Annotated in this window: 23 protein-coding genes; all 23 read left to right on the top strand. The window is 37.4% G+C overall.

Going from position 1 to position 22,786, the window contains the following annotated elements; all coding sequences use genetic code 11:
- The first annotated feature begins 173 nt into the window (after positions 1-173).
- The 23 genes from ACFYKX_RS22125 (at position 174) to ACFYKX_RS22015 (ending at position 22,744) form a co-directional block, all read left to right on the top strand.
- Positions 174-854 (top strand): YczE/YyaS/YitT family protein, encoded by a 681-nt coding sequence (locus ACFYKX_RS22125; protein WP_389363682.1) that lies wholly within the window; start codon positions 174-176, stop codon positions 852-854.
- The gene (cymR, locus tag ACFYKX_RS22120) at positions 851-1,270 is read left to right on the top strand and encodes a cysteine metabolism transcriptional regulator CymR (RefSeq protein ID WP_389363680.1); all 420 of its coding nucleotides are present in this window, start codon (positions 851-853) and stop codon (positions 1,268-1,270) included. Before ACFYKX_RS22125 ends, cymR begins: the two co-directional genes overlap by 4 nt.
- Before the next feature lie 257 nt (positions 1,271-1,527).
- Positions 1,528-2,670, top strand: coding sequence for a cysteine desulfurase family protein (locus tag ACFYKX_RS22115; RefSeq protein WP_389363678.1), 1,143 nt, complete (start codon positions 1,528-1,530; stop codon positions 2,668-2,670).
- A 29-nt stretch (positions 2,671-2,699) separates the two neighbouring features.
- Positions 2,700-3,815, top strand: coding sequence for a tRNA 2-thiouridine(34) synthase MnmA (mnmA, locus tag ACFYKX_RS22110; RefSeq protein ID WP_389363676.1), 1,116 nt, complete (start codon positions 2,700-2,702; stop codon positions 3,813-3,815).
- A gap of 170 nt (positions 3,816-3,985) precedes the next feature.
- Entirely contained in the window at positions 3,986-4,651 is a 666-nt protein-coding gene (locus ACFYKX_RS22105) for a tetratricopeptide repeat protein (protein WP_389363674.1), read from the top strand.
- A gap of 29 nt (positions 4,652-4,680) precedes the next feature.
- Positions 4,681-7,110, top strand: a complete 2,430-nt coding sequence (gene recD2 / locus ACFYKX_RS22100; protein ID WP_389363672.1) for an SF1B family DNA helicase RecD2 — start codon at positions 4,681-4,683, stop codon at positions 7,108-7,110.
- Positions 7,111-7,436: 326 nt separating this feature from the next.
- On the top strand, positions 7,437-7,607 hold the full coding sequence (locus ACFYKX_RS22095) for a hypothetical protein (RefSeq protein WP_389363670.1): 171 nt from the start codon (positions 7,437-7,439) through the stop codon (positions 7,605-7,607).
- Positions 7,608-7,810: 203 nt separating this feature from the next.
- The gene (locus ACFYKX_RS22090) at positions 7,811-8,287 is read left to right on the top strand and encodes a PRC-barrel domain-containing protein (protein WP_389363668.1); all 477 of its coding nucleotides are present in this window, start codon (positions 7,811-7,813) and stop codon (positions 8,285-8,287) included.
- A 51-nt stretch (positions 8,288-8,338) separates the two neighbouring features.
- Entirely contained in the window at positions 8,339-8,530 is a 192-nt protein-coding gene (locus ACFYKX_RS22085; RefSeq protein ID WP_389363666.1) for a hypothetical protein, read from the top strand.
- Between the two features lie 23 nt (positions 8,531-8,553).
- Positions 8,554-8,685 (top strand): YrzQ family protein, encoded by a 132-nt coding sequence (locus ACFYKX_RS22080; RefSeq protein WP_389363664.1) that lies wholly within the window; start codon positions 8,554-8,556, stop codon positions 8,683-8,685.
- Between the two features lie 114 nt (positions 8,686-8,799).
- On the top strand, positions 8,800-9,888 hold the full coding sequence (locus ACFYKX_RS22075) for an AI-2E family transporter (protein WP_389363662.1): 1,089 nt from the start codon (positions 8,800-8,802) through the stop codon (positions 9,886-9,888).
- Positions 9,889-10,233: 345 nt separating this feature from the next.
- The gene (alaS, locus tag ACFYKX_RS22070; protein WP_389363661.1) at positions 10,234-12,867 is read left to right on the top strand and encodes an alanine--tRNA ligase; all 2,634 of its coding nucleotides are present in this window, start codon (positions 10,234-10,236) and stop codon (positions 12,865-12,867) included.
- Positions 12,868-13,086: 219 nt separating this feature from the next.
- On the top strand, positions 13,087-13,356 hold the full coding sequence (locus tag ACFYKX_RS22065) for an IreB family regulatory phosphoprotein (RefSeq protein ID WP_389363659.1): 270 nt from the start codon (positions 13,087-13,089) through the stop codon (positions 13,354-13,356).
- Between the two features lie 3 nt (positions 13,357-13,359).
- Entirely contained in the window at positions 13,360-13,776 is a 417-nt protein-coding gene (gene ruvX / locus ACFYKX_RS22060) for a Holliday junction resolvase RuvX (RefSeq protein ID WP_389363657.1), read from the top strand.
- Positions 13,777-13,790: 14 nt separating this feature from the next.
- Entirely contained in the window at positions 13,791-14,084 is a 294-nt protein-coding gene (locus ACFYKX_RS22055; protein WP_389363656.1) for a DUF1292 domain-containing protein, read from the top strand.
- Between the two features lie 231 nt (positions 14,085-14,315).
- A complete protein-coding gene (gene mltG / locus ACFYKX_RS22050) occupies positions 14,316-15,443 on the top strand; it encodes an endolytic transglycosylase MltG (RefSeq protein ID WP_389363654.1) in 1,128 nt (375 codons plus the stop codon).
- 294 nt (positions 15,444-15,737) lie between these two features.
- Positions 15,738-16,376 carry an O-methyltransferase gene (locus ACFYKX_RS22045; RefSeq protein WP_389363652.1) on the top strand — a complete coding sequence of 213 codons (639 nt, stop codon included), beginning with the start codon at positions 15,738-15,740 and terminating at the stop codon, positions 16,374-16,376.
- A gap of 5 nt (positions 16,377-16,381) precedes the next feature.
- Positions 16,382-17,311 (top strand): peptidase U32 family protein, encoded by a 930-nt coding sequence (locus ACFYKX_RS22040; RefSeq protein ID WP_389363650.1) that lies wholly within the window; start codon positions 16,382-16,384, stop codon positions 17,309-17,311.
- 43 nt (positions 17,312-17,354) lie between these two features.
- Complete coding sequence (locus tag ACFYKX_RS22035) at positions 17,355-18,626, top strand: peptidase U32 family protein (protein WP_389363648.1); 1,272 nt, start codon at positions 17,355-17,357, stop codon at positions 18,624-18,626.
- A gap of 4 nt (positions 18,627-18,630) precedes the next feature.
- Positions 18,631-19,266 carry a uridine kinase gene (udk, locus tag ACFYKX_RS22030; protein ID WP_389363646.1) on the top strand — a complete coding sequence of 212 codons (636 nt, stop codon included), beginning with the start codon at positions 18,631-18,633 and terminating at the stop codon, positions 19,264-19,266.
- A 228-nt stretch (positions 19,267-19,494) separates the two neighbouring features.
- Positions 19,495-19,971 (top strand): transcription elongation factor GreA, encoded by a 477-nt coding sequence (gene greA, locus ACFYKX_RS22025; protein WP_389363644.1) that lies wholly within the window; start codon positions 19,495-19,497, stop codon positions 19,969-19,971.
- Between the two features lie 73 nt (positions 19,972-20,044).
- Entirely contained in the window at positions 20,045-21,808 is a 1,764-nt protein-coding gene (locus ACFYKX_RS22020; RefSeq protein WP_389363642.1) for a peptidoglycan D,D-transpeptidase FtsI family protein, read from the top strand.
- Positions 21,809-22,045: 237 nt separating this feature from the next.
- Positions 22,046-22,744, top strand: coding sequence for a DUF1510 family protein (locus tag ACFYKX_RS22015; protein ID WP_389363640.1), 699 nt, complete (start codon positions 22,046-22,048; stop codon positions 22,742-22,744).
- Positions 22,745-22,786: the final 42 nt, after the last annotated feature.

Below are 22,786 nucleotides of genomic sequence, written 5' to 3'. Positions count from 1 at the left end.
GCTATAATGTCAAAAGTCTATCAAATTAATAGGTATTTTGATAAAATTTAGGTTGAATTTATATATGGTTTCAGCATTCCTAATCTCAGGACTAATCAGTTTGGCTCATATATGCCTACAAGATGATTTACTTAGGTTAGAAATCACTATTTGACAGGAGAAATAAGACTAACATGACCATTAAGAAAAAAGGCCAGATTGGGCCAAGATATTTTGTTTATTTCGTCGGGTTGTTAATCATGGCTTTAGGAATTGTTTTATTGATTAAAGCTGATCTTGGAGCAACACCATGGGATGTCCTACATGTTGGTTTTTACTACCAAGTTGGTCTTACAATTGGAAGCTGGTCGATTATCTGTGGATTTGTTATTTTAACGATTGCAGCAATTCTTTCTAAAGAGTTCCCTCAATTAGGGGCATTTTTGAATATGATTCTAGTTGGTCTTTTCATTGATTTTTACTTACTCATTCCCATTTTACAAACACCTGACCATTTATTTGGAAAGCTTGTAATGTTTGTTTTTGGGCTCCTGTTAATGGGGTATGGAATGGGATTCTACTTATCTGCTCAACTTGGGGCGGGCCCTAGGGATAGTTTGATGATCGCTGTTACGTCCAAAACCGGATGGAAGGTTCGAAATGTTCGTGCAGGTATGGAGGTTATTGTACTGTTTATAGGATGGCAGCTAGGTGGACCCGTTTTTTGGGGAACTATTTTGTTTAGTTTAACAATTGGACCTATCGTAGGTGCGGCATTACCGCAATGTCAGGACTTCACGGATGAATGGCTTAAAAAACTAGGTAAATCAAAACAAGTTATCTTAGAAGAATCGAAACGAGGTGCAAGTTTATGAAAATTTCAACTAAAGGGCGTTACGGATTAACCATTATGATTGAATTAGCAAAAAAACATGGGGAAGGTCCAATCTCCTTAAAATCAATTGCTCAAACAAATGATCTTTCTGAGCACTACTTGGAGCAGCTAATTGCCCCTTTGAGGAATGCTGGATTAGTTAAAAGCGTTAGAGGTGCTTACGGAGGATATATACTGGGAGATCTTCCTTCAAAAATAACGGCGGGTGATATTATTCGAGTTTTAGAAGGTCCTATTAGTCCTGTTGAAGGAATAGAGGATGAAGAACCAGCTAAGAGAGAGCTTTGGATTAGAATTAGAGACGCGGTTAAAAATGTTCTAGATAATACAACGATTGAAGACTTAGCAAGCCATTCAGACGATGGGGAGTCTGATGCATACATGTTTTACATTTAGACTCTTTTCGTAAACTCTGATGCTATTTAAGTACTTTGAACTGCTTTTAAACGGATTATGGCGCTGTTTTCTTTATTTTGGAAGGAAGATGCCACGAAGCAGCATAGAATCCGTGTTGGAGGCCTACGAATAGCAGCAATCTATGCGAAAACAGCCTATATTTAAGATAACTAGACTGTTTATAGTTAATCGAGGTTTAGAAATAAGTCTAATGATAAAACTAAGGAACAGTATGAATAGAAGTAGGTGACAAACTTATGGAACGGATCTACGTTGATCACGCAGCAACATCTCCCATGCATCCGCAGGTGATTGATAAAATGACGATAGTAATGAAAAACCAATTTGGTAATCCGTCGAGTATTCATTCATTTGGAAGGGAAGCAAGACATTTAGTGGACGAAGCTAGAGATGTGTTAGCCAAAAGTATTGGCGCTCATCCGAACGAGATCATTTTTACTAGCGGTGGAACGGAAGCAGATAATTACGCAATTCTAGGTGTTGCCGATGCGTATAAGCATAAAGGAAAGCATATTATTACATCAAGTATCGAACATCATGCAGTTTTGCATACCTGTCAAGAGTTAGAAAAACAAGGGTTTGAAGTATCCTGTTTACCGGTAGATGAACATGGACAAGTTTCTCTAGATAAACTTAAAAGTGAGTTACGTGAGGATACGATTCTTGTAACGATCATGTATGGGAATAACGAAGTAGGGACGATCCAACCGATAGGAGAAATTGGACAATTATTGGTGGATCACCAAGCGGTATTTCATACTGATGCAGTTCAAGCATATGGGATGGAAACGATCAATGTTAAGGCATTACATATTGATTTATTGTCCGTTTCTGCACATAAGATCAATGGTCCAAAAGGAATCGGTTTTCTTTATGCGAAAAAGGATGTAAAGCTCTCACCAAGGTTGTTTGGCGGCGAACAGGAAAGAAAGAGAAGAGCGGGAACGGAAAATGTGGCATCGATTGCTGGATTCTCAGAGGCCGTAAAAATTGCCCAGTCTACAATGGAAGAAAAAAACCAGCAATATACGAAATTCAAACATACATTTGTTGATATTCTGAAAAAAGAAGATGTACATTTTCTTCAAAACGGATTACTTGAACATTCGCTCTCCCATATATTAAACTTGAGCTTTCCAGGAACTGATGTAGAAGCGATGTTAGTAAACTTAGACCTTGCTAAAATAAATGCATCGAGTGGTTCTGCATGTACAGCTGGATCTATAAATCCTTCGCATGTTTTAGTAGCAATGTTTGGAAAGGATTCCGAAAGATTAAGGAATTCGATTCGTTTTAGCTTCGGGTTGCATAACACCCAAGAGCAAATTGAAAAAGCTGCTGAAGAAACAGCAAAGATTGTTAAAAGGTTAACGAAATAGATATTTTTTGTGTAAGTGAGGTGAACAAATTGGAAAAGTCAAAAAAAGATACCCGCGTGGTCATAGGGATGTCCGGAGGAGTGGATTCCTCTGTTGCTGCTTTGCTATTAAAGGAGCAAGGGTATGATGTTATTGGAATCTTTATGAAAAACTGGGATGACACAGATGAAAATGGGGTTTGTACCGCGACTGAGGATTATAATGATGTCATCCGAGTATGTAATCAAATTGGGATTCCATATTATGCAGTAAATTTTGAAAAGCAATATTGGGACAAGGTCTTTACTTACTTCCTAGAAGAATACAAAGCAGGGAGAACGCCAAATCCTGATGTGATGTGTAATAAAGAAATTAAATTCAAAGCATTTTTAGAACATGCTTTAAATTTGGGCGCAGATTTCCTAGCAACGGGACACTATGCTAGAGTTGAATTCAGAGACGGGGAGTATAAAATGCTTCGCGGTCTTGATGAGAACAAGGACCAAACGTATTTCTTAAATCAACTTACACAGGAACAACTCGAAAAAGTGATGTTCCCTATTGGCAATATTGAAAAATCTGAAGTCCGTGAAATTGCTAAAAGAGCAAATCTAGCTACAGCTACTAAAAAAGATAGTACAGGTATTTGTTTTATAGGAGAACGAAACTTTAAAGAGTTTTTAAGCAATTACCTACCAGCTCAGCCTGGTAACATGGAGACCCTAGATGGAGAAGTGATGGGGAAGCATGAAGGCCTGATGTACTATACAATTGGACAAAGACATGGGCTAGGGATTGGTGGAGCAGGTGAGCCGTGGTTTGCAATTGGGAAAGATTTAGAAAGAAATGTTCTATACGTAGGACAATCTTTCCATAATGAAAAACTCTATTCAGATTCTATGATTGCAACAAACGTAAGCTGGGTGTCCAATCAACCTATTCCTCAGACGTTTGAATGTACGGCAAAATTTAGATACCGTCAATCTGACAACAATGTTACGGTCGAGGATGTTGGCAATGGAAATGTGAAAGTTATTTTCCACGAGCCAATTCGAGCTATAACACCTGGGCAGGCAGTCGTTTTCTATAATGGAGATGAATGCTTAGGAGGGGGAACCATCGATGAAGTTTTTAAAGATGGACAAAGATTGGATTATGTAGGATAAAGCTTTGTATCAAGATATGTAAAGCCTCGATTTCATTAAGAGTCGAGGCTTTTGTATGAGTACATAAAATTAAGGGAACATATATGCTATAATTTTTAAAAAGATACTTACAAATTACATACCACAAGATAGATTGAAAGTTAGTCATTTAGAATGGAGCGAATGCTAAAATGGATAAGAATCAACAAGGTATTGAATTTATGAAGGACGGAAATTGGGAAGAAGCTGCAAAGGTTTTTATGGAAGCCATTGAAGAAAATCCGAGCGATCCTGTTTCGTATATCAATTTTGGAAATGTCCTCTCTGCTGTTGGAGAAACCGAGAAAGCACTACAATTTTATGAAAAAGCGATTAGTGTAGACGAGAATGCAGCTGCCGCTTATTATAGTGCAGGTAACTTGTACTTCGAGAACGAAAACTTTGAAAAAGCCAAAGATATGTTTGAGAGTGCTATGCGAAAAGGGCTTCAATCTGGTGATAATTACTTTATGCTCGGCATCACCCTTATACAGCTTGAACAAAACCGATTAGCGTTACCATACCTACAACGGGCAGTGGAATTGAATGAAAATGATGCAGAGGCTTATTTTCAATATGGATTATGTTTAGCTCAGCTAGAGCTTATTGATGAGGCAATTATTCAATTTGAAAATTGTTTAGCCATTGATGATCAACATGCCGATGCATACTATAATCTTGGTGTTGCATATGGATTTAAGGAAGATGAAGACAATGCCTTAGCTATGTTCAACAAAGCTTTAGACATACAACCAGATCACTTATTAGCTGGTTACGGTAAGAAACTTATCGAAAAAGGAAATACCAATACTCATTAATTCTAGGTTAATGAGAGGGGGCGATATTTTTGGATGGTCAAGAATCCCTGGATTTATTTGGTGAACAAGGAAAATACATAAAGGGCAAACACCTCGTTACCATTTTTCATAATGAAAATAATTTATATACGGTCTTAAGGATTAGGGTTGAAGAGACAAACGAGAACTATGAAGATAAGGAAGCTGTGATTACAGGGTATTTCCCGAAAGTGCATGAACAAGAAACATATATCTTTTATGGATATTTTAAAGACCATCCTAAATTTGGCGTTCAGTTTCAGGCGAATCACTTTCGAAAGGAGCTTCCCCAATCGAAGCAGGGGGTAATTGCTTACCTCTCAGGTGATCTTTTTAAAGGGATTGGGAAGAAAACAGCCGAGAGTATCGTAGAAACCCTTGGAGAGAGTGCCATTTCAAAGATTCTTAATCAGCCCTCCTTGCTAGACAATATCCCGAAGCTCGCCCCAGATAAGGCAAAGTCCCTTTATGAAACTTTAATGGAGCATCAAGGCTTAGAGCAGGCAATGATTGCTTTAAACCAATACGGATTTGGACCACAGCTTTCAATGAAAATTTACCAGGCCTATAAGGATCGGACCATTGAGGTTCTTCAGTCTAATCCTTATAAGCTTGTTGAAGATGTGGAAGGAATCGGATTTGTTAGAGCTGATGATCTAGGCTATCAACTTGGAATTTCAGGTAATCACCCTGACCGTATTAAGGCAGGCTGTTTGTTTACGTTGGAAAATGAGTGCATGCAAGCTGGACATGTCTTCATGGATGCTAAAAATCTTCTAGAAAGCGTTAAAGCTCTTCTTGAAGATAATAAGCGAGATGTGATTGAGTTTAATGATATTTCTTCGGAATTGATAAAGCTTGAAGAAGAAGGAAAAATCATTATTGAGGAAAAAAGAATTTACTTACCAATCCTATTTTTTGCTGAAAAGGGTTTGGTCACAAATATAAAAAGAATTTTAAAACAGAACGAGTATGACCAGCAGTTCCCCGAGTCAGAGTTTTTACTTGCTATTGGGGAGTTAGAGGAACGGTTAAAGGTTCAGTATGCCCCAACACAAAAGGAAGCAATACAAACGGCGTTAATGTCTCCTATGCTGATCTTAACGGGTGGTCCAGGGACAGGAAAGACCACCGTTATAAAAGGAATTGTTGAGCTGTATGTAGAGTTACATGGCTGTTCCCTAGACCCAAAAGACTACAAAAAAGAAGAACCTTTCCCTTTTCTTCTTGCAGCCCCTACAGGAAGAGCAGCTAAGAGAATGACTGAATCAACAGGACTACCTGCCGTTACGATTCATCGTTTGCTAGGTTGGAACGGCTCAGAAGGTTTTAGTAGGGATGAAAATGAACCTCTGCAAGGGAAAATTTTAATCGTCGATGAAACCTCCATGCTTGATATTTGGTTAGCTAATCAATTATTTAAAGCACTTCCCGACAACATTCAAGTCATTCTTGTTGGCGATGAAGATCAACTACCATCCGTTGGGCCAGGACAAGTGTTAAAAGATTTGCTTCAGTCTGAGCGGATTCCCTCGGTGAGACTTACTGATATTTACCGGCAAGAAGAAGGGTCTTCGATTATTGAACTGGCTCATCATATAAAATCGGGTGCCTTACCTCCGAATATTTCGATGCAGCAAGGTGACCGTTCTTTTATAAAATGTACGACGAGCCAGATATCAGATGTGGTTGAAAAAGTGGTGATGAATGCAAAGAAAAAGGGATATGTAGCAAAAGATATCCAAGTTCTCGCACCAATGTATAAAGGCCCTGCTGGAATTGATAAGTTAAACGAGCTTATGCAGCAAATTTTTAACCCAAATGATGACGGTACTAGAAAAGAGTTGTCCTTTGGGGATGTTAAATATCGAGTTGGGGATAAGGTTCTTCAACTGGTGAATCAGCCTGAAAACAATGTCTTTAACGGTGATATGGGTGAGATTGTTTCGATCTTTTATGCCAAAGAAAATACCGAAAAAGAAGATATGATTGTCGTTTCATTTGATGGTGTGGAAGCGACCTATACGAGGCAGGATCTAAATCAAATTACACACTCTTATTGTTGTTCTGTTCATAAATCACAAGGTAGTGAATTCCCAATTGTCATATTACCAATTGTAAAAAGCTATTACAGAATGCTTCGCAGGAATTTGATCTACACAGCCATTACTCGTAGTAAGAAATTTCTTATTTTATGTGGAGAAGAAGATGCGCTTAAAATGGGTGTGGCACGTGCTGATGAGCAGACGCGTCTAACCACCTTAAAAGAAAAGCTTCGAGAAGCAATTTCACAACCAGTAGCATCTGACTCCAATGATGTAACGATAGAAAATGAAAAGGAATTGCTTTATGAGGAAAAGTTAATGGCGGCAGATCCCTTAATAGGAATGGAAAATATTACGCCATACGATTTCATGGAGGAAGCTTCTAGAGCCAAATAAGTGGCAGTATAAATAAAAGTTTGTCAGAGCCGCCCCTTGTGCTGATGGGGCTGCTTTATTTGTTATAAGTTAGTCATCAGTATAAAGGATGAAAACTGCCGCATAAACATGGTGTTTAGCCGCATAAAGGTTAGAAATCGCCGTATAAATTCAATAAATGCCGCAGAAGTTTCTGAAATCGCCACGTAAATCAAAATTGATATGCAACTCAGGAAAAACATGCTTTGAAAATTTATATAAAACATCTAAGGGGTGCCAATTATGGTACTCCTTTTTGTGTATGTGATATGAGCGCAGTTAGGAAAATAGATAAGAGGTGATAAAAAATGGACAAGTGGAATGAAGAAGCAGCACCAAATCTTAATTTAACAACAGAAGAGGTGCAGTCCTCAAACTTACTATCTAAAAAGCAAAATCATGAGTTCTCTGAGGAACTATCAGATGGTGGAGAAAGAAATGAAAACATAAATAAGTTGTATAAAGGGAAAAAGAAATAATTTAGTGCCTGGTGACCAACGACTAATGAACTTTACTTCAAAATCAGATCGCTAACGCTTTATGTGTTTCTTATATCTCAAACGAATTAAAGTTCAATACATTGCTTAATGGTCACCTCCACCTTTCTGATTGGAAAAGGTTGTTCTACATGAATTTTATCATACAGCGGAAACTATGAATGTTCGGAAGGTGGGAATAATCTTTGCGGACATTTTCATTATTAAAAGGACTCCCTGTAATTGTGAAATCAAGTGGAAATAAAATTGGCGATGTTTATGATATAAGCATCTCAAACAACGGTATGGTAAAGGGCTTATTAATTAAGAAAGGCGCTCTATTCAAGAAAATGTTGTTTATTGATATTCAAAATATCACTTCTTTCGGTCAGGATGGTGTTATGATCGAGGATTCTTCTAAAGTTGAAACACTTAAGAATTCAGCTGATTATACCTTTGATAGCTCCCACAAGCTGACAGGTAAAATCCTAATGTCTAGCAAAGGGGAGAAGCTTGGCCTCTTGGAAGACGTATATTTTCAAGAAGAGTTGGGAACAATCGTAGGGTATGAATGTTCGGATGGTTTCTTTTCAGACATAACCGAAGGGAAGCGCGTGATTAAGACAAATGAGCCACCTACGATTGGGAAAGATACCATCATTGTGAATGTAAATGAAGTGTGAGTTCATTCCAACAAATTCACACTCTTAAATATCTACGTGAGGTGTCATTCCATGTTAAAATGTCCCAACTGTCAAAGCAAAGATATCGGAAAGATTGGCATTAACCAATATTATTGTTGGGGTTGCTTCATAGAGCTTTCCTTATCCAATGGTATTATCAGTACACACCAGGTGGAGGAAGATGGTACTTTGAGTTCATTAGATGACTTATTTGGTGAAGATGAGCGTCGTTATAGCTCTTAAACTAAGGTAAGAGGTGATGACGAATGAACAAAATGCTAACATCTGTAATCGCTTTTGGAGCAGGCGTCGCGGCGTACAACATCGCACAAAGAAACAATATGATTTCTGGACGACAAATGAGAAAAATGCAAAAGAGAATAATGAAACTATTTTAGTGTTAATAACCTCCTCTTAATTAGAGGGGGTTTTCTTATTTTACAACGATACGCGTTTATTTTGTATAAATTCATCTGAACCACTCACAATAAGTAGGAAGGAGGCGGAGAAAAATGGATATTCGCTTAAAATGGTACTACCGTCTGGGGTTTCTGCTTCTTTTATTTATCGTAATTTTTATATTCCTGAAGCTACAGCAATTATGGCTACCTGTATTAAGGGTATCCTTGATAGTTCTTACTCCATTCATCATTGCAGCGTTTATTACGTATTTACTTCATCCTATCGTTGAAAAACTTCATGAGAACAATTTACCTAGATGGCTAGCCGTACTTATTATCTATTTATTGTTTTTTGGAGGGATAGGCTTAGCTTTATATAAAGGGATACCTGCATTTATTGAGCAATTAAAAGACTTAACCGAAAATGCACCAGATTTTACGAACCAGTATCGGGACTGGATTCACTTAGTTCAACAACAAACGTCAACTTGGCCAGATGGAGTTCAAAGCAGAATTGAAGAAGGAATACTTGAGGTTGAAAGAGCATTAGATCAACTTCTAGAAAGGGTTATTCATGTTCTAATGGGAATACTGAATGGAATTATTTTATTTGCTATCATTCCGTTCATTGCATTTTACATGCTAAAAGATTATGAGATATTAAAAAAGGCCGTATGGTATTTAACTCCGAAAAAATGGAGATATGAGGGAAAAATGTTTTTGCGAGATATTGATCAATCACTTGGAAACTATATAAGGGGACAGCTACTTGTATGTGTACTAATTGGTACTTTAGCATCCCTTCTATTTTGGTTTTTTAACATGAAGTATCCACTTCTCCTTGGATTTATTGTTGGAATTACAAATATTATTCCTTATTTTGGTCCTATTATTGGTGTTATTCCTGCGGTGATTATTGCTGCTACTATTTCAGTAAAGATGGTGTTAATCTCGATAGGTATCATATTTGTTCTTCAATTTGTTGAAGGGAATATTTTATCGCCTTTAATTGTCGGAAAGAGCTTGCATATGCATCCGTTAATTATTATGCTAGCCTTGCTTGCAGGTGGAGAAATTGGTGGTGTCCTTGGGCTCATACTGGCCGTACCAATTGTTGCCATCATAAAGGTAACGCTTCTCCATGCGATCGATCATGTTCGAAAATCAAAAACAGAAGGAAATCCTGTTAGACAACATTGACAAACATCTTTTTAAATCGCTATAATGCGTCTATAAGAATAAATTAAATTAAAGTAATATGTAGAAGGATCAAGTATGTTATAGTCCATTTGAGTGGTGAATCGCCACATAAGAGAGGAATTTCCACGGCTGAAAGGAATTCTAGATGAAGGATAACAGAAAGCTAATCCGGAGTGCAGCTAATCCCTGCCGTTTAACCGCGTTAAGGTGATTTTGAGAGATGAGTGCATCATTACGCATTCATAATCAGGGTGGTACCGCGAGTCATGCTCTCGTCCCTGCTATGGGATGAGGGCTTTTTTGTGTACTTTTTTAAACAGTAATCATTATTGGAGGTTATAAAAAATGAAACAACTTACGGGCTCACAAATACGTTCTATGTATTTAGATTTCTTTAAAGAGAAAGGTCACTCGGTTGAACCTAGTGCATCTCTAGTACCACATGATGATCCTTCTTTACTTTGGATTAATAGTGGTGTTGCGACATTAAAAAAATATTTTGATGGACGTGTCATTCCGGATAATCCACGTATTACGAATGCACAAAAATCTATTAGAACAAATGATATTGAAAATGTTGGGAAAACTGCTCGTCACCATACATTCTTTGAAATGCTTGGAAACTTCTCTATCGGAGAGTATTTCAAGGTTGAAGCAATTGAATGGGCATGGGAGTTCCTTACAGATGAAAAATGGATAGGATTCGATCCAGAGCGCTTATCAGTCACAATTCACCCAGAGGATGATGAGGCGTTTGAAATTTGGAACAAGAAAATCGGCGTACCTGAAGAAAGAATTATTCGTTTAGAAGGGAATTTCTGGGATATAGGTGAAGGTCCAAGTGGTCCAAATACGGAACTTTTCTATGACCGTGGTCCTGAATATGGGGATGATTTGAATGACCCTGAGTTATATCCTGGGGGAGAAAATGAGCGCTATTTAGAAGTATGGAATTTAGTGTTCTCCGAATTTAACCATAATCCTGATGGTACGTATACTCCTCTGCCAAAGAAAAATATTGATACTGGTATGGGATTAGAGCGTATGGCTTCTGTCGTTCAAAATGTCCCAACAAATTTTGACACAGATCTATTCATTCCAATTATTCGTGCAACAGAGGAAATTTCCGGAGTGAAGTATGGGAACAACAAAGATACAGATGTTGCTTTCAAAGTGATTGCCGACCATATTAGAACAGTTTCATTTGCAGTAGGTGATGGGGCACTTCCATCAAATGAGGGTCGTGGGTATGTTTTACGTCGTCTACTACGTCGTGCCGTTCGTTACGCTAAACAAATTAATATAAACCGTCCTTTCATGTATGAACTAGTTCCAGTAGTTGGTGAAATTATGGCCGACTTCTATCCAGAGGTAAAAGATAAAACAGAATTCATCCAAAAGGTGATTAAAAACGAAGAAGAGCGTTTCCATGAGACTCTTCATGAAGGATTAAATATCCTATCAAGTGTCATTAAGAAGGAAAAGGAAAAAGGTAGTGACACTGTTCAAGGTGAAGATGTGTTCCGTCTGTACGATACGTATGGCTTCCCAGTGGAGTTGACCGAGGAGTATGCAGAGGAAGAAGGCATGAAGGTAGATCATGCTGGTTTCGAAGTTGAAATGGAACGTCAACGTGAGCGCGCTCGTACTGCTCGTCAAGATGTAGGATCCATGCAAGTTCAAGGTGGAATATTAGGTGATATTAAAGTAGAAAGTAAATTTGTCGGGTACGATACTCTTCAAACGGAAAGCACGATCGTAACAATCATTAAAAATGGTGAAATGGTAGAAGAAGCAAACAGTGGTGATGAGGTTCAACTTATCTTAAACGAGACACCTTTTTATGCTGAGAGTGGTGGACAAATTGCTGATGAAGGAACCATTAAAGCTGATGGTTTAATTGTCTTAGTAAAAGACGTACAAAAAGCTCCGAATGGTCAAAACCTTCATAGGGCAATTGTTGAAACTGGGACACTAAAAGTTAATACTTCGGTTGTTGCAACCATTAACGAAGAAAGCCGTAGCAAAGTAATAAAAAATCATACAGCTACACATTTACTGCACCAAGCGTTAAAAGATGTATTAGGCACCCATGTTAACCAAGCTGGTTCTCTAGTAGAACAAGATCGTCTACGTTTTGATTTCTCTCATTTTGGCCAAGTAAAGCCGGAAGAACTAGAACAAATAGAGTCAATTGTAAACGAACAGATATGGAAAAGTATCTCTCTTAATATTGAATTTAAAGGGATTGCAGAAGCAAAAGCGATGGGTGCAATGGCCCTATTTGGTGAAAAGTATGGAGATATTGTGCGAGTTGTCCAAATTGGAGACTACAGCTTAGAATTATGTGGTGGTTGCCATGTACCAAATACATCAGTAATAGGATTATTTAAAATTGTATCCGAGAGTGGAATCGGTGCAGGTACTAGACGTATAGAAGCGGTTACTGGTGAAGGTGCTTATAAGCTGATGAACGATCAGATTACCCTTCTTAAGGAAGCTGCAGGCAAGTTAAAAACAAATCCTAAAGAAATTTCTACTCGAATTGAAGGGTTACTTGTAGAACTTAAACAACTTCAAAGAGAAAATGAGTCTCTTACTGCAAAACTAGGTAATATCGAAGCAGGAAATCTAGTTGATCAAGTAAAAGAAGTTAATGGTGTTAAAATGTTATCTGCAAAAGTTCAAGGAGCAGATATGAATAATCTTCGCAATATGGTTGATGATTTAAAACAAAAACTTGGTTCAGCTGTTATTGTGTTAGGAAGTCCAAGTGAAGATAAAGTTAATTTAATTGCTGGTGTTACAAAGGATCTAATTGACCAAGGCTACCATGCAGGAAAGATTATTAAAGAAGTGGCAACAAGATGTGGTGGTGGCGGAGGTGGTCGCCCAGATCTTGCTCAAGCTGGAGGAAAAGACCCTAACAAGCTAGAAGAAGCTCTTCAATTTGTTGAAGAATGGGTGAAATCCGTTTGATATTGAAGAAAAGTAGTGTAAAATGTAGAGAATAAGGCTAAATTTGTTAAAAAGGCGTATGAAAGTTTTTAAACTAACCTCTATAGATCTAACAGCAGGAAATCTTCCTGAGGGGATTTCACCCTCCAAACCGGCAATGATGTCGGATTCAATGATCTAGTATTTGCTTAGCAGGTATAGATAGTGTTTTACTAGATATATAAAGCGAGGTGTATTGAAGTGAGCTCATTTGATAAAACAATGCGATTTAATTTTCCTGAAGAGCCATTTGAACATGATATAAACGAAGTTCTTTTCCAAGTATATGAAGCTCTTCAAGAAAAGGGATACAACCCAATTAATCAAATTGTTGGTTACCTACTTTCTGGAGATCCTGCTTATATCCCTCGTCATCGTGATGCAAGAAACATCATTCGTAAATTGGAACGGGATGAAATTATAGAAGAGTTAGTTAAATCGTATTTAAACCAACAGCGAGAGGGATCATAATATATGAGAATTATGGGACTTGACGTCGGCTCGAAAACAGTTGGCGTTGCGCTCAGTGATGCTTTTGGCTGGACAGCCCAAGGCTTAGAAACCATTCGAATTAATGAAGAAGAAAAAGTGTTTGGTTTTGAACAAATTGGTAAAATTATAAAAGAGCATGAAGTAAGTAAAATTGTTGTAGGAATGCCTAAAAATATGAATGGAACAATCGGACCTAGAGCAGAAGCAAGTCAAGAGTATGCCAAACAGCTTGAGGAACTTTTCGGCTTACCTGTTATTCTTTGGGACGAGCGTTTAACGACAATGGCGGCCGAACGAGTTCTTCTAGAAGCTGATGTTAGTCGAAAAAAACGCAAAAAAGTAATTGATAAAATGGCAGCTGCAATGATTTTACAAGGCTTTTTAGATAGTCAAAAATAATGAGGTGAACATTTATGAACCACGGAGAAAACAATAACATTACGGTAGTAGATGAAGAAGGAAACGAACAATTATGTGAGGTACTATTCACTTTTGAATCAGAAGAATTTGGTAAGTCTTATGTTCTTTATTATCCAATTGGTGCAGAAGAAGATGAAGACGAAGAAATCGAAATTCATGCTTCAGCTTTCATGCCAACAGAAGACAATCAAGATGGCGAATTAATGCCAATTGAAACAGAAGAAGAATGGGATTTAATTGAAGAAATGTTAAATACGTTTATGGACGAGCAAGAAGAAGAAGAATAGGAAGATCAGGCTGACATCTATAAAGATGTTAGCCTGTTTTTTTGTAAATATAAAAGACCAAACTATTAATTGTACAAAAAGTTTGTACAAAAGAACTCATGTAAAATAAACTCATAATATGAGATTTTTTGGCTTTTCTTGCGACTTAAAATAGAAAATATAGTATAATGATTCGAGATGTGAGAAAAGGGTAAATTATTTATAAAGCCCTGTTGACAGGAGGGGAACTTGATGTCTACTAATGATAAGAATGCGAAAAAGGATATGATTCGCGAAAAAATGTTAGAACGTCAAGGTGAGGCTAAGATAGCACGAAGAATCGTCTTTATAATATCATTAATATTATTTATTGGGGTTGGTGCAACGTTAGGTGGAGGATATTACTATATTAAAACGGCTTTAGAGCCGGTGGATCCTTCTAATCAAACGGAAAAGAGTATTGAGATTCCGATCGGGTCTTCTGTTACAGGAATTGCTCAAATTCTTGAAGACCATGGAATAATTAAAGATGCTAGAGTATTTAAGTATTATGTTAAATTCAAGAATGAATCTGGCTTTATGGCTGGGGAATATGCAATGACCCCTTCCATGACAATTCCTGATATTATTGATAGTTTGAAAACAGGGAAAATTTTGGAAGAAGTTGTTTTTAAAATTACAATCCCAGAAGGCAAGCAGTTAAAACAGATTGCGGAAATCATTGCAAAACATACGGAGCAGAATCCAGAAGATGTTTTCAACACATTAAATGACCAAGCATTTGTTGAATCACTGATGAGCAAGTATCCTGACTTACTAACCGAAGAAATCCTTGCTGAAAATGTAAAGTATCCGTTAGAGGGTTATCTATTTCCTGCAACGTATCCTTTCTACAAAGAAGATCCAACTATCGAGGAAATCGTTACCGTTATGCTTGATAAGACAAAGGCTGTTGTAGACCTGTATGCCGGGCAAATGACTGAAAGAGATTATACTCCTCACAAACTTCTGACAATGGCTTCGCTAATTGAGGAAGAAGCTACAGAGCAAGTGGACCGAGATCAAATTGCAAGTGTTTTCTATAACCGTATGGATATAGGCATGCCATTACAAACAGATCCTACCGTCTTGTATGCTCAAGGAGAACATAAGGATCGAGTATTGTACAAAGACCTAGAGATAGATGATCCTTACAACACATACAAATATCCTGGATTAACTCCAGGTCCAATAGCAAATGCAGGAACAGTCTCTATTGAAGCTGCTTTACATCCAGCAGAGACAGATTTCTTGTATTTCTTAGCAACTGCTTCTGGAGAGGTGTTATATTCGAAGACTCTAGCAGAACATAATCAAAAGAAAGCAGAACATATTCAGTAAATTTAACGTGAGCGGGCACAACATTTTGCCCGTTCTCTACTTTTAAACGGGGGAAGGTATAAAAGTTAGCATTCCACAACCTTTTATGATAGAATAGTTCAAGTGTATTCATACACCTTACCGATAGCGTAACCCACAGCGAGCATGATTTCTCAGATTTATTCTGAGCCAAGTTAAGTTTTTGATCTTATCTTGAACAATCTTGCCTGTGAGCGCTATTTTTTCATGTCTAAAGGAACATTCTAAGATTAACAATACTTTTGTTTGTTATATAAGGAATTGAGGTGAGGCAGCTTGTTAAATGAGAAGCTGCAAAGTTATTTAAATGACCTAACTCCAGAAAGGCCGGAGCTTCTTTCTGAAATGGAAAAGTATGCAAATGCGCATCAGGTTCCAATTATGGAGCTTGTAGGGATAGAAGCGTTACTTCAACTGTTGAGAATTCAGCAGCCTAACACTATTTTAGAAGTTGGTACTGCGATCGGATATTCTGCATTAAGAATGGCTTATGTTTTACCTAATACGAAAATAGTTACGATTGAAAGAGATGCTGAACGGTACGAAGTGGCAGAGAAATTTATCGAACGTGCACAGAAAGAAGACCAAATTCTTATTATTAAAGGGGATGCCTTAGAAGTAGAAGAGGAAATTAAGACTCATGCTCCTTATGATATGGTCTTTATCGATGCAGCAAAAGGTCAATATCAACGTTTTTTCGAGATGTATTCAAAATATCTCCAACCAAGCGGAATTATTATTACAGACAATGTACTTTTTAAAGGGTTAGTCTGTGAAGATCATATAGAAAACAAGAGAATACGAAGTCTAGTTGGTAAAATAGATGCTTTTAACCAATGGCTGATGAACCATGAGGACTATAGCACGGTTATTCTTCCTGTTGGTGACGGAGTAGCAATTAGTAAGAAGAGGTGAAAGAGATGAAAAAGCCAGAATTATTAGTAACACCAAATCATGTTGAAGATATTATTCCTCTATGTGAGGCTGGTGCTGATGCTTTCGTAATTGGTGAGCAAAAGTTCGGATTAAGACTTGCTGGAGAGTTTTTAAAGGAAGACGTCAAACAGGCAGTTGAACTTGCACACTCTAAAGGTAAAAAAGTGTACGTTGCCATTAATGCTATTTTTCATAACGAAAAGATAGACGATTTATACGACTATGTAAAATTCCTCCAAGAAATCAAGGCAGACGCAATTATCTTTGGTGATCCTGCTGTACTAATGGTTGTGAAAGAAGTTGCACCAGATATGAAGCTTCATTGGAATACAGAAACAACAGCAACAAACTGGTATACATGTAATTATTGGGGTAAAAAAGGTGCAAAGCGCGCCGTTCTTGCTCGTGAAATCAATATGGATGCAATCATCGAAATGAAAGAGAATGCTGAAGTGGAAATTGAAGTACAAGTACATGGTATGACGGCAATGTTCCAATCAAAGCGTTCATTACTTGGAAATTACTTCGAATACCAAGGAAAAGCTCTCGAGATTGAAAATCGTAAAGAAAACAGAAACATGTTCCTTCATGATAAAGAGAGAGAAAATAAATATCCAATTTTTGAAGACGAAAACGGTACACATATTATGAGTCCAAATGACATCTGTATAATCGATGAGCTTCAAGACATGATTGAAGCAGGAATTGATTCTTTTAAGATTGATGGAGTTTTAAAAAGTTCCGATTACATTCAAGCAGTGACAAAACTTTACCGAAAAGCAATTGATTTATGTACAGAAGATCCTGATCAATATGAAGATGAAAAAGATGAATTACTAAGTGAAGTTGAAAAAATTCAACCTCCTAACCGTCCGCTGGATACAGGGTTCTTCTTTAAAGAAACTGTGTACTAAGCTGCTTACGAAAACAAATAACAACTTAAAAGGAGGTTTCACCATGACAACAACAGTTAATGATAAAATTTCACAAATAATAGATGGAAAACGTATAATTGTGAAAAAGCCTGAATTACTTGCGCCTGCTGGTAATTTAGAGAAATTAAAGATAGCTGTTCACTACGGTGCGGATGCCGTATTTATTGGTGGACAAGAGTACGGTTTACGTTCGAATGCAGATAACTTTACCTTCGAAGAAATGAAAGAAGGCGTAGAATTTGCGAAGAAATATGGAGCAAAGATCTATGTAACAACAAATATTTTTGCTCATAATGAAAACATTGAAGGGTTAGAGGACTATATTCTAGGACTTAAAGGTGCAGGTATTGCAGGGATTATTGTTGCGGACCCTCTTATTATTGAAACTTGCAGACGCCTTGCACCTGAAATTGAAGTTCACTTAAGTACTCAACAATCACTTTCAAACTGGAAAGCAGTTCAGTTCTGGAAAGAAGAAGGTCTTGAGCGTGTCGTTTTAGCTCGTGAAACAAGTGCAGACGAAATCCAAGAGATGAAAGAAAAGGTTGATATCGAGATTGAAACATTCATCCATGGGGCCATGTGTATTGCCTATTCAGGACGTTGTACATTAAGTAACCATATGACAGCGAGAGACTCAAACCGTGGAGGATGCTGCCAATCTTGCCGATGGGATTATGACTTATATGATCTTCAAGGGGAAGAAGAGCAATCTCTATTTAGTGAAGGCGATGCTGCATTTGCTATGAGCCCTAAAGACCTTAAGTTAATTGAATCTATTCCAAGGATGATTGAGCTTGGAATTGATAGCTTAAAAATCGAAGGACGTATGAAATCGATTCACTATGTAGCCACAGTTGTAAGTGTATACAGAAAAGTAATTGATGCTTATTGCGCGGACCCAGAAAACTTTGTCATCAAGAAGGAATGGTTAGAAGAGCTAGATAAATGTGCAAATCGTGATACAGCTCCAGCATTCTTTGAAGGAATTCCAGGGTATAAAGAGCAGATGTTTGGAAACCATAGCAAAAAGACCAATTTTGACTTTGTCGGTTTGGTTCTTGATTATAATAAAGAAACTCAAATGGTTACTCTTCAACAACGTAATCACTTTAAACCTGGACAAGAAGTTGAGTTCTTCGGGCCTGAAATTGAAAACTTTACCCATGTGATTGATAAGATTTGGGATGAAGATGGAAACGAGTTAGATGCAGCTCGTCATCCACTACAAATTGTTAAATTTAAAATGGACAAACCGGTATACCCTAACAACATGATGCGAAAGGAGATCTAACAGCATGAATCGCAAACCCGTTGTTATCGGAGTAGCTGGTGGCTCCGGCTCCGGAAAAACGAGTGTGACTAAATCGATTTATGAGCGATTTAAAGGACATTCAATTTTAATGATTGAGCAAGATTATTACTATAAAGATCAGACACATCTTCCTTTCGAGGAGAGGCTTAAGACCAATTATGATCACCCGCTAGCCTTTGATAATGATCTTCTAATCGAGCATATACAAAAGCTGCTTAAATACGAACCAATAGACAAGCCTGTATATGACTATTCTATGCATACAAGATCAGAAGAAGTAATCCATGTGGAACCTAAAGATGTGATTATTCTTGAAGGGATTCTTGTACTAGAAGATGAGCGTTTACGCAACTTAATGGATATTAAACTTTATGTAGATACTGATGCAGATTTACGTATCATTCGTCGTCTATTCAGAGATATAAAAGAACGTGGGCGTACAATGGATTCCGTAATCGAACAGTATGTAAGTGTTGTTCGTCCTATGCATAATCAATTTATTGAACCAACGAAACGCTATGCAGATGTAATTGTTCCTGAAGGTGGTCACAATTATGTTGCCATTGATTTAATGGTAACAAAAATTCAAACAATTCTTGAACAAAAATCATTTTTATGAAACAATAGCATAGAAAATGTAATATTGAGGAAATCTTAATTTCCTAATTATTTTATGAAGGTCCAACTGGACATATGAAGCTGCGCGCCCTTTATCAAGGACGCGCTCCTATGCATTTTCCGCTTTTTATAGGATTTTGGGTTCTAATCCTGAGCGAGAATGCAACCTACATAATCATTTATTCCACAATCTATTGGGGGTTGTGAAAACTAGAAGGAGTGAAGTATTTTGGCTACAGAAAAAGTATTTCCAATGACATTGGCAGGTAAAGAGAAATTAGAGCAGGAATTAGAGCAATTAAAATCTGTTAAAAGAAAAGAAGTTGTGGAACGCATAAAGATTGCTAGAAGCTTTGGTGACTTATCTGAGAACTCAGAATATGATTCAGCTAAAGAAGAGCAAGCTTTCGTAGAAGGTCGTATTACAACTCTAGAAAATATGATCAGAAATGCAAAGATTATTGAAGAAGACGAAGTGAGCTCTGATACTGTTACACTTGGTCGTTCAGTTACTTTCGTGGAGCTACCAGACGGTGAAGAAGAGACTTATACCATTGTAGGTAGTGCTGAGGCTGATCCATTCGAAGGGAAAATCTCAAACGATTCTCCAATCGCGAAAAGCCTAATGGGTAAAAGAGTCGGTGACCAAGTTACTGTTCAAACTCCAGGCGGAGAAATGAGCGTTCGTATCACTGAAATTAAGTAAGAAGTGTTTGTTTTTATTTATAATAAGTTTGAAATGTTTAAACCTCGTCAACACTTTTGACGAGGTGTTTTTTATGTGGAGAAAAAGAGCGATAATCTTTCTGATCATTTGTTTACTTGGAGTGACCCTATTAATGGGGAGATTGATGGATATACAATTACTTTCAACAGAAGGTTTTTCGAAACACAAAGTGAATTTATTAGAATCTAGTGTAAAACAGAGATCCCAAGAAATGATTATAGATAACGGTAGAGGGAGCTTTCTATATCGTGATGGAACTCCACTATTACATAAAAATGTACCTGTTTTAATACTTTTTCCATTTCTAAAAAACATGGAATGGGACGTAGAGAAAGTTGCTGACATCATTGAGGTTCCGAAAAATTATCTTTTATATCAAATAAGTAAAGCAAAAGAACCTTTTGCTTATGGGGACCCCAAACCACTAAAACTAACTCAGTATCAAATGGATAAAATCAATCAATTGGAAATACCAGGTGTTTTTGCAGTAGAAAGAAAATATTCACTAACGGAGTACCCTGCAGAACAATTGATTGGAATTACTGGTGAAAATGGGAACGTTATTAAATCGAGATATCCTGATAAAGATTTATCACTACAAACACTTGTAGGCTTAACAGGACTTGAAAAAAGCTTCGACGAATTCCTTCTACCAGATGGAAAATCAAAACTTGTTTATCACGTGGATGGAACAGGAGGTCCTCTCTTTGGTATTGATGTTAAATATGTAGAACCCGCTAACCCCTTTTATCCAGTCAATGTTAAAACCTCTTTAGATGTTGATTTACAAGCTAGGGCAGAAGAATTAGTAGATAAGCATCAAATTCAAAAAGGTGGCTTAGTACTACTTGATATTGAAACGAACTCTGTCTTGGCGATGGTTTCACGTCCAAAGATCAATAAAAATTCACCTTTTACTGATGAATCTAATGGGATACGCAACATGATGGTGACACAACAAATTATGGGTTCTGTTTTTAAGACGGTTGTGGCAGCAGCTGCAATTGATTACGAACTGGATGACCCAACCCGCCAATTTGACTGTAACAAAAAGATTAATGGCGATCCTGATTTAAAATATCAACATGGAATGCTGACGTTCACAGAGAGTTTTGCAAGAAGCTGCAATAATACATTTGGCACTATTTCAAAAGAGTTGAAGGATATCGATCCTAATATACTTGAGGACTACGCAAAAAAATTATCATTGATTGGTAACGTTGGTTGGCATGGAGACTTTTATCACTTTGAGGATTTTAAACAAATACCCGATGAGGATGAAGGAAGAGTATTTTTAACGGAGGATGCGAAGAAAGATAAAAACTTCGTTGCAATGTCTGGTATCGGTCAGCATGAAGTTCGAGGAACTCCCCTTGCTGTCGCAAATATGATGTCAACCATTGCAAAAGGTGGATCAAAGGAAATGGTCCGAGTAGCCTCAGAAGTCGAATATAAAAATGGGACATCGTTACTAACTTTCGAAGAACAACCGCTTCCGGGGGATTCCATTTCTCCATATACAGCAATGAAGCTACAAAAGCTATTAAGGGAAGTTATCATTAACAAGGATGGGACAGGTAGATGGTTTCAAAACTTACCATATGAGGTTGCAGGAAAATCAGGAACAGCAGAAACCGGATTGTTTGTAGAGGAGAATCAATTGCATAATAAATGGTTTGCTGGTTATTTCCCTTATCAAAATCCTAAGTATGCTTTAGTTACAGTGAATCTAGGCGTTACAGAAAATGAGGGTGGAGTAAATCCCCTATTTGCAGATATGGTAAAAGCGATTCATGAAATTGAAAGTGATTTATAGCAAGGAAAGCTCCTATTTAATAGGGAGCTTTCTTTTTGAACATGTGTTCATAAGCCTTTACAACTATAGCCTATTCCTAGGTAAGGTTAAAATTAGGAGATAATATTCTTCAAGTTTGTGTAGAGTCGTGGTAGAATGTTGAGAAGTATGAATAAGAGGTAGATTAAACGAACCGATTCTTGGATTGTTTACATAGAAAAAGAATTCTACCCATAAACAGGAGGAGAAACTAACTCTATGCAAAGTGGATTTAATCAGTCTCGTTATGACCAAAGATCAAAGAAACGTAAGAGTAATATTATATTAAATAGTTTAATTGGAGTTGTTGTGTTATTGATTGGCATTGTTTCGGCCACGATTTTTTTAGGTGAAGACGAAGAAGCTTCTACTAAAGTTAAAAACAGTGCTGAAAATAATGAAACGACAGAGCAGGCCACTGATGATGAAGAGACAGAAGAAACGAATTCAACGGATGAAGATACAAGTACTGACGAAGAGTCCAATTCTGAAACCGAAACAGTAGAAGAAAGTGACTCTAATACGGAGGACACAGACAGTAGTGAATCTGGTCATTCGGAAACGGAAGTAATAACGGAAGGTAGCGAAGACCCAAACGTACTAAATACTATTGTAGATCCATCATGGCAACCAGTTGGAACGACTCAAACGGGTGAACATGTGAATGTATATGGAGGAGTAGATTGGGACGAAATGGTTAAAGCTATTTCGTATGCAACCGATATTCCAGTAGATAATATGACGATTCACTTCTTAGGAAACAATGGCCATAATAAATCAGTAGGAACGGTATATCCAAAAGGAAAACAAAACATCTACCGCGTTTACATAGAGTGGGTAGATGGACAAGGATGGAAGCCAACTAAAGTGGAAGAATTAGCAGAAATTATACAAGAGGAAGATCCCGACCAAGAATAGGTCGGGATTTTTTATTAGACTAGGTAAGAAAGTATAAGTTAT

Origin of the sequence: Cytobacillus spartinae (assembly GCF_042865285.1) — a bacterium.
Taxonomy (GTDB): domain Bacteria; phylum Bacillota; class Bacilli; order Bacillales; family Cytobacillaceae; genus Robertmurraya_A; species Robertmurraya_A spartinae.
This window is presented reverse-complemented; position numbering and strand designations above follow the sequence as displayed.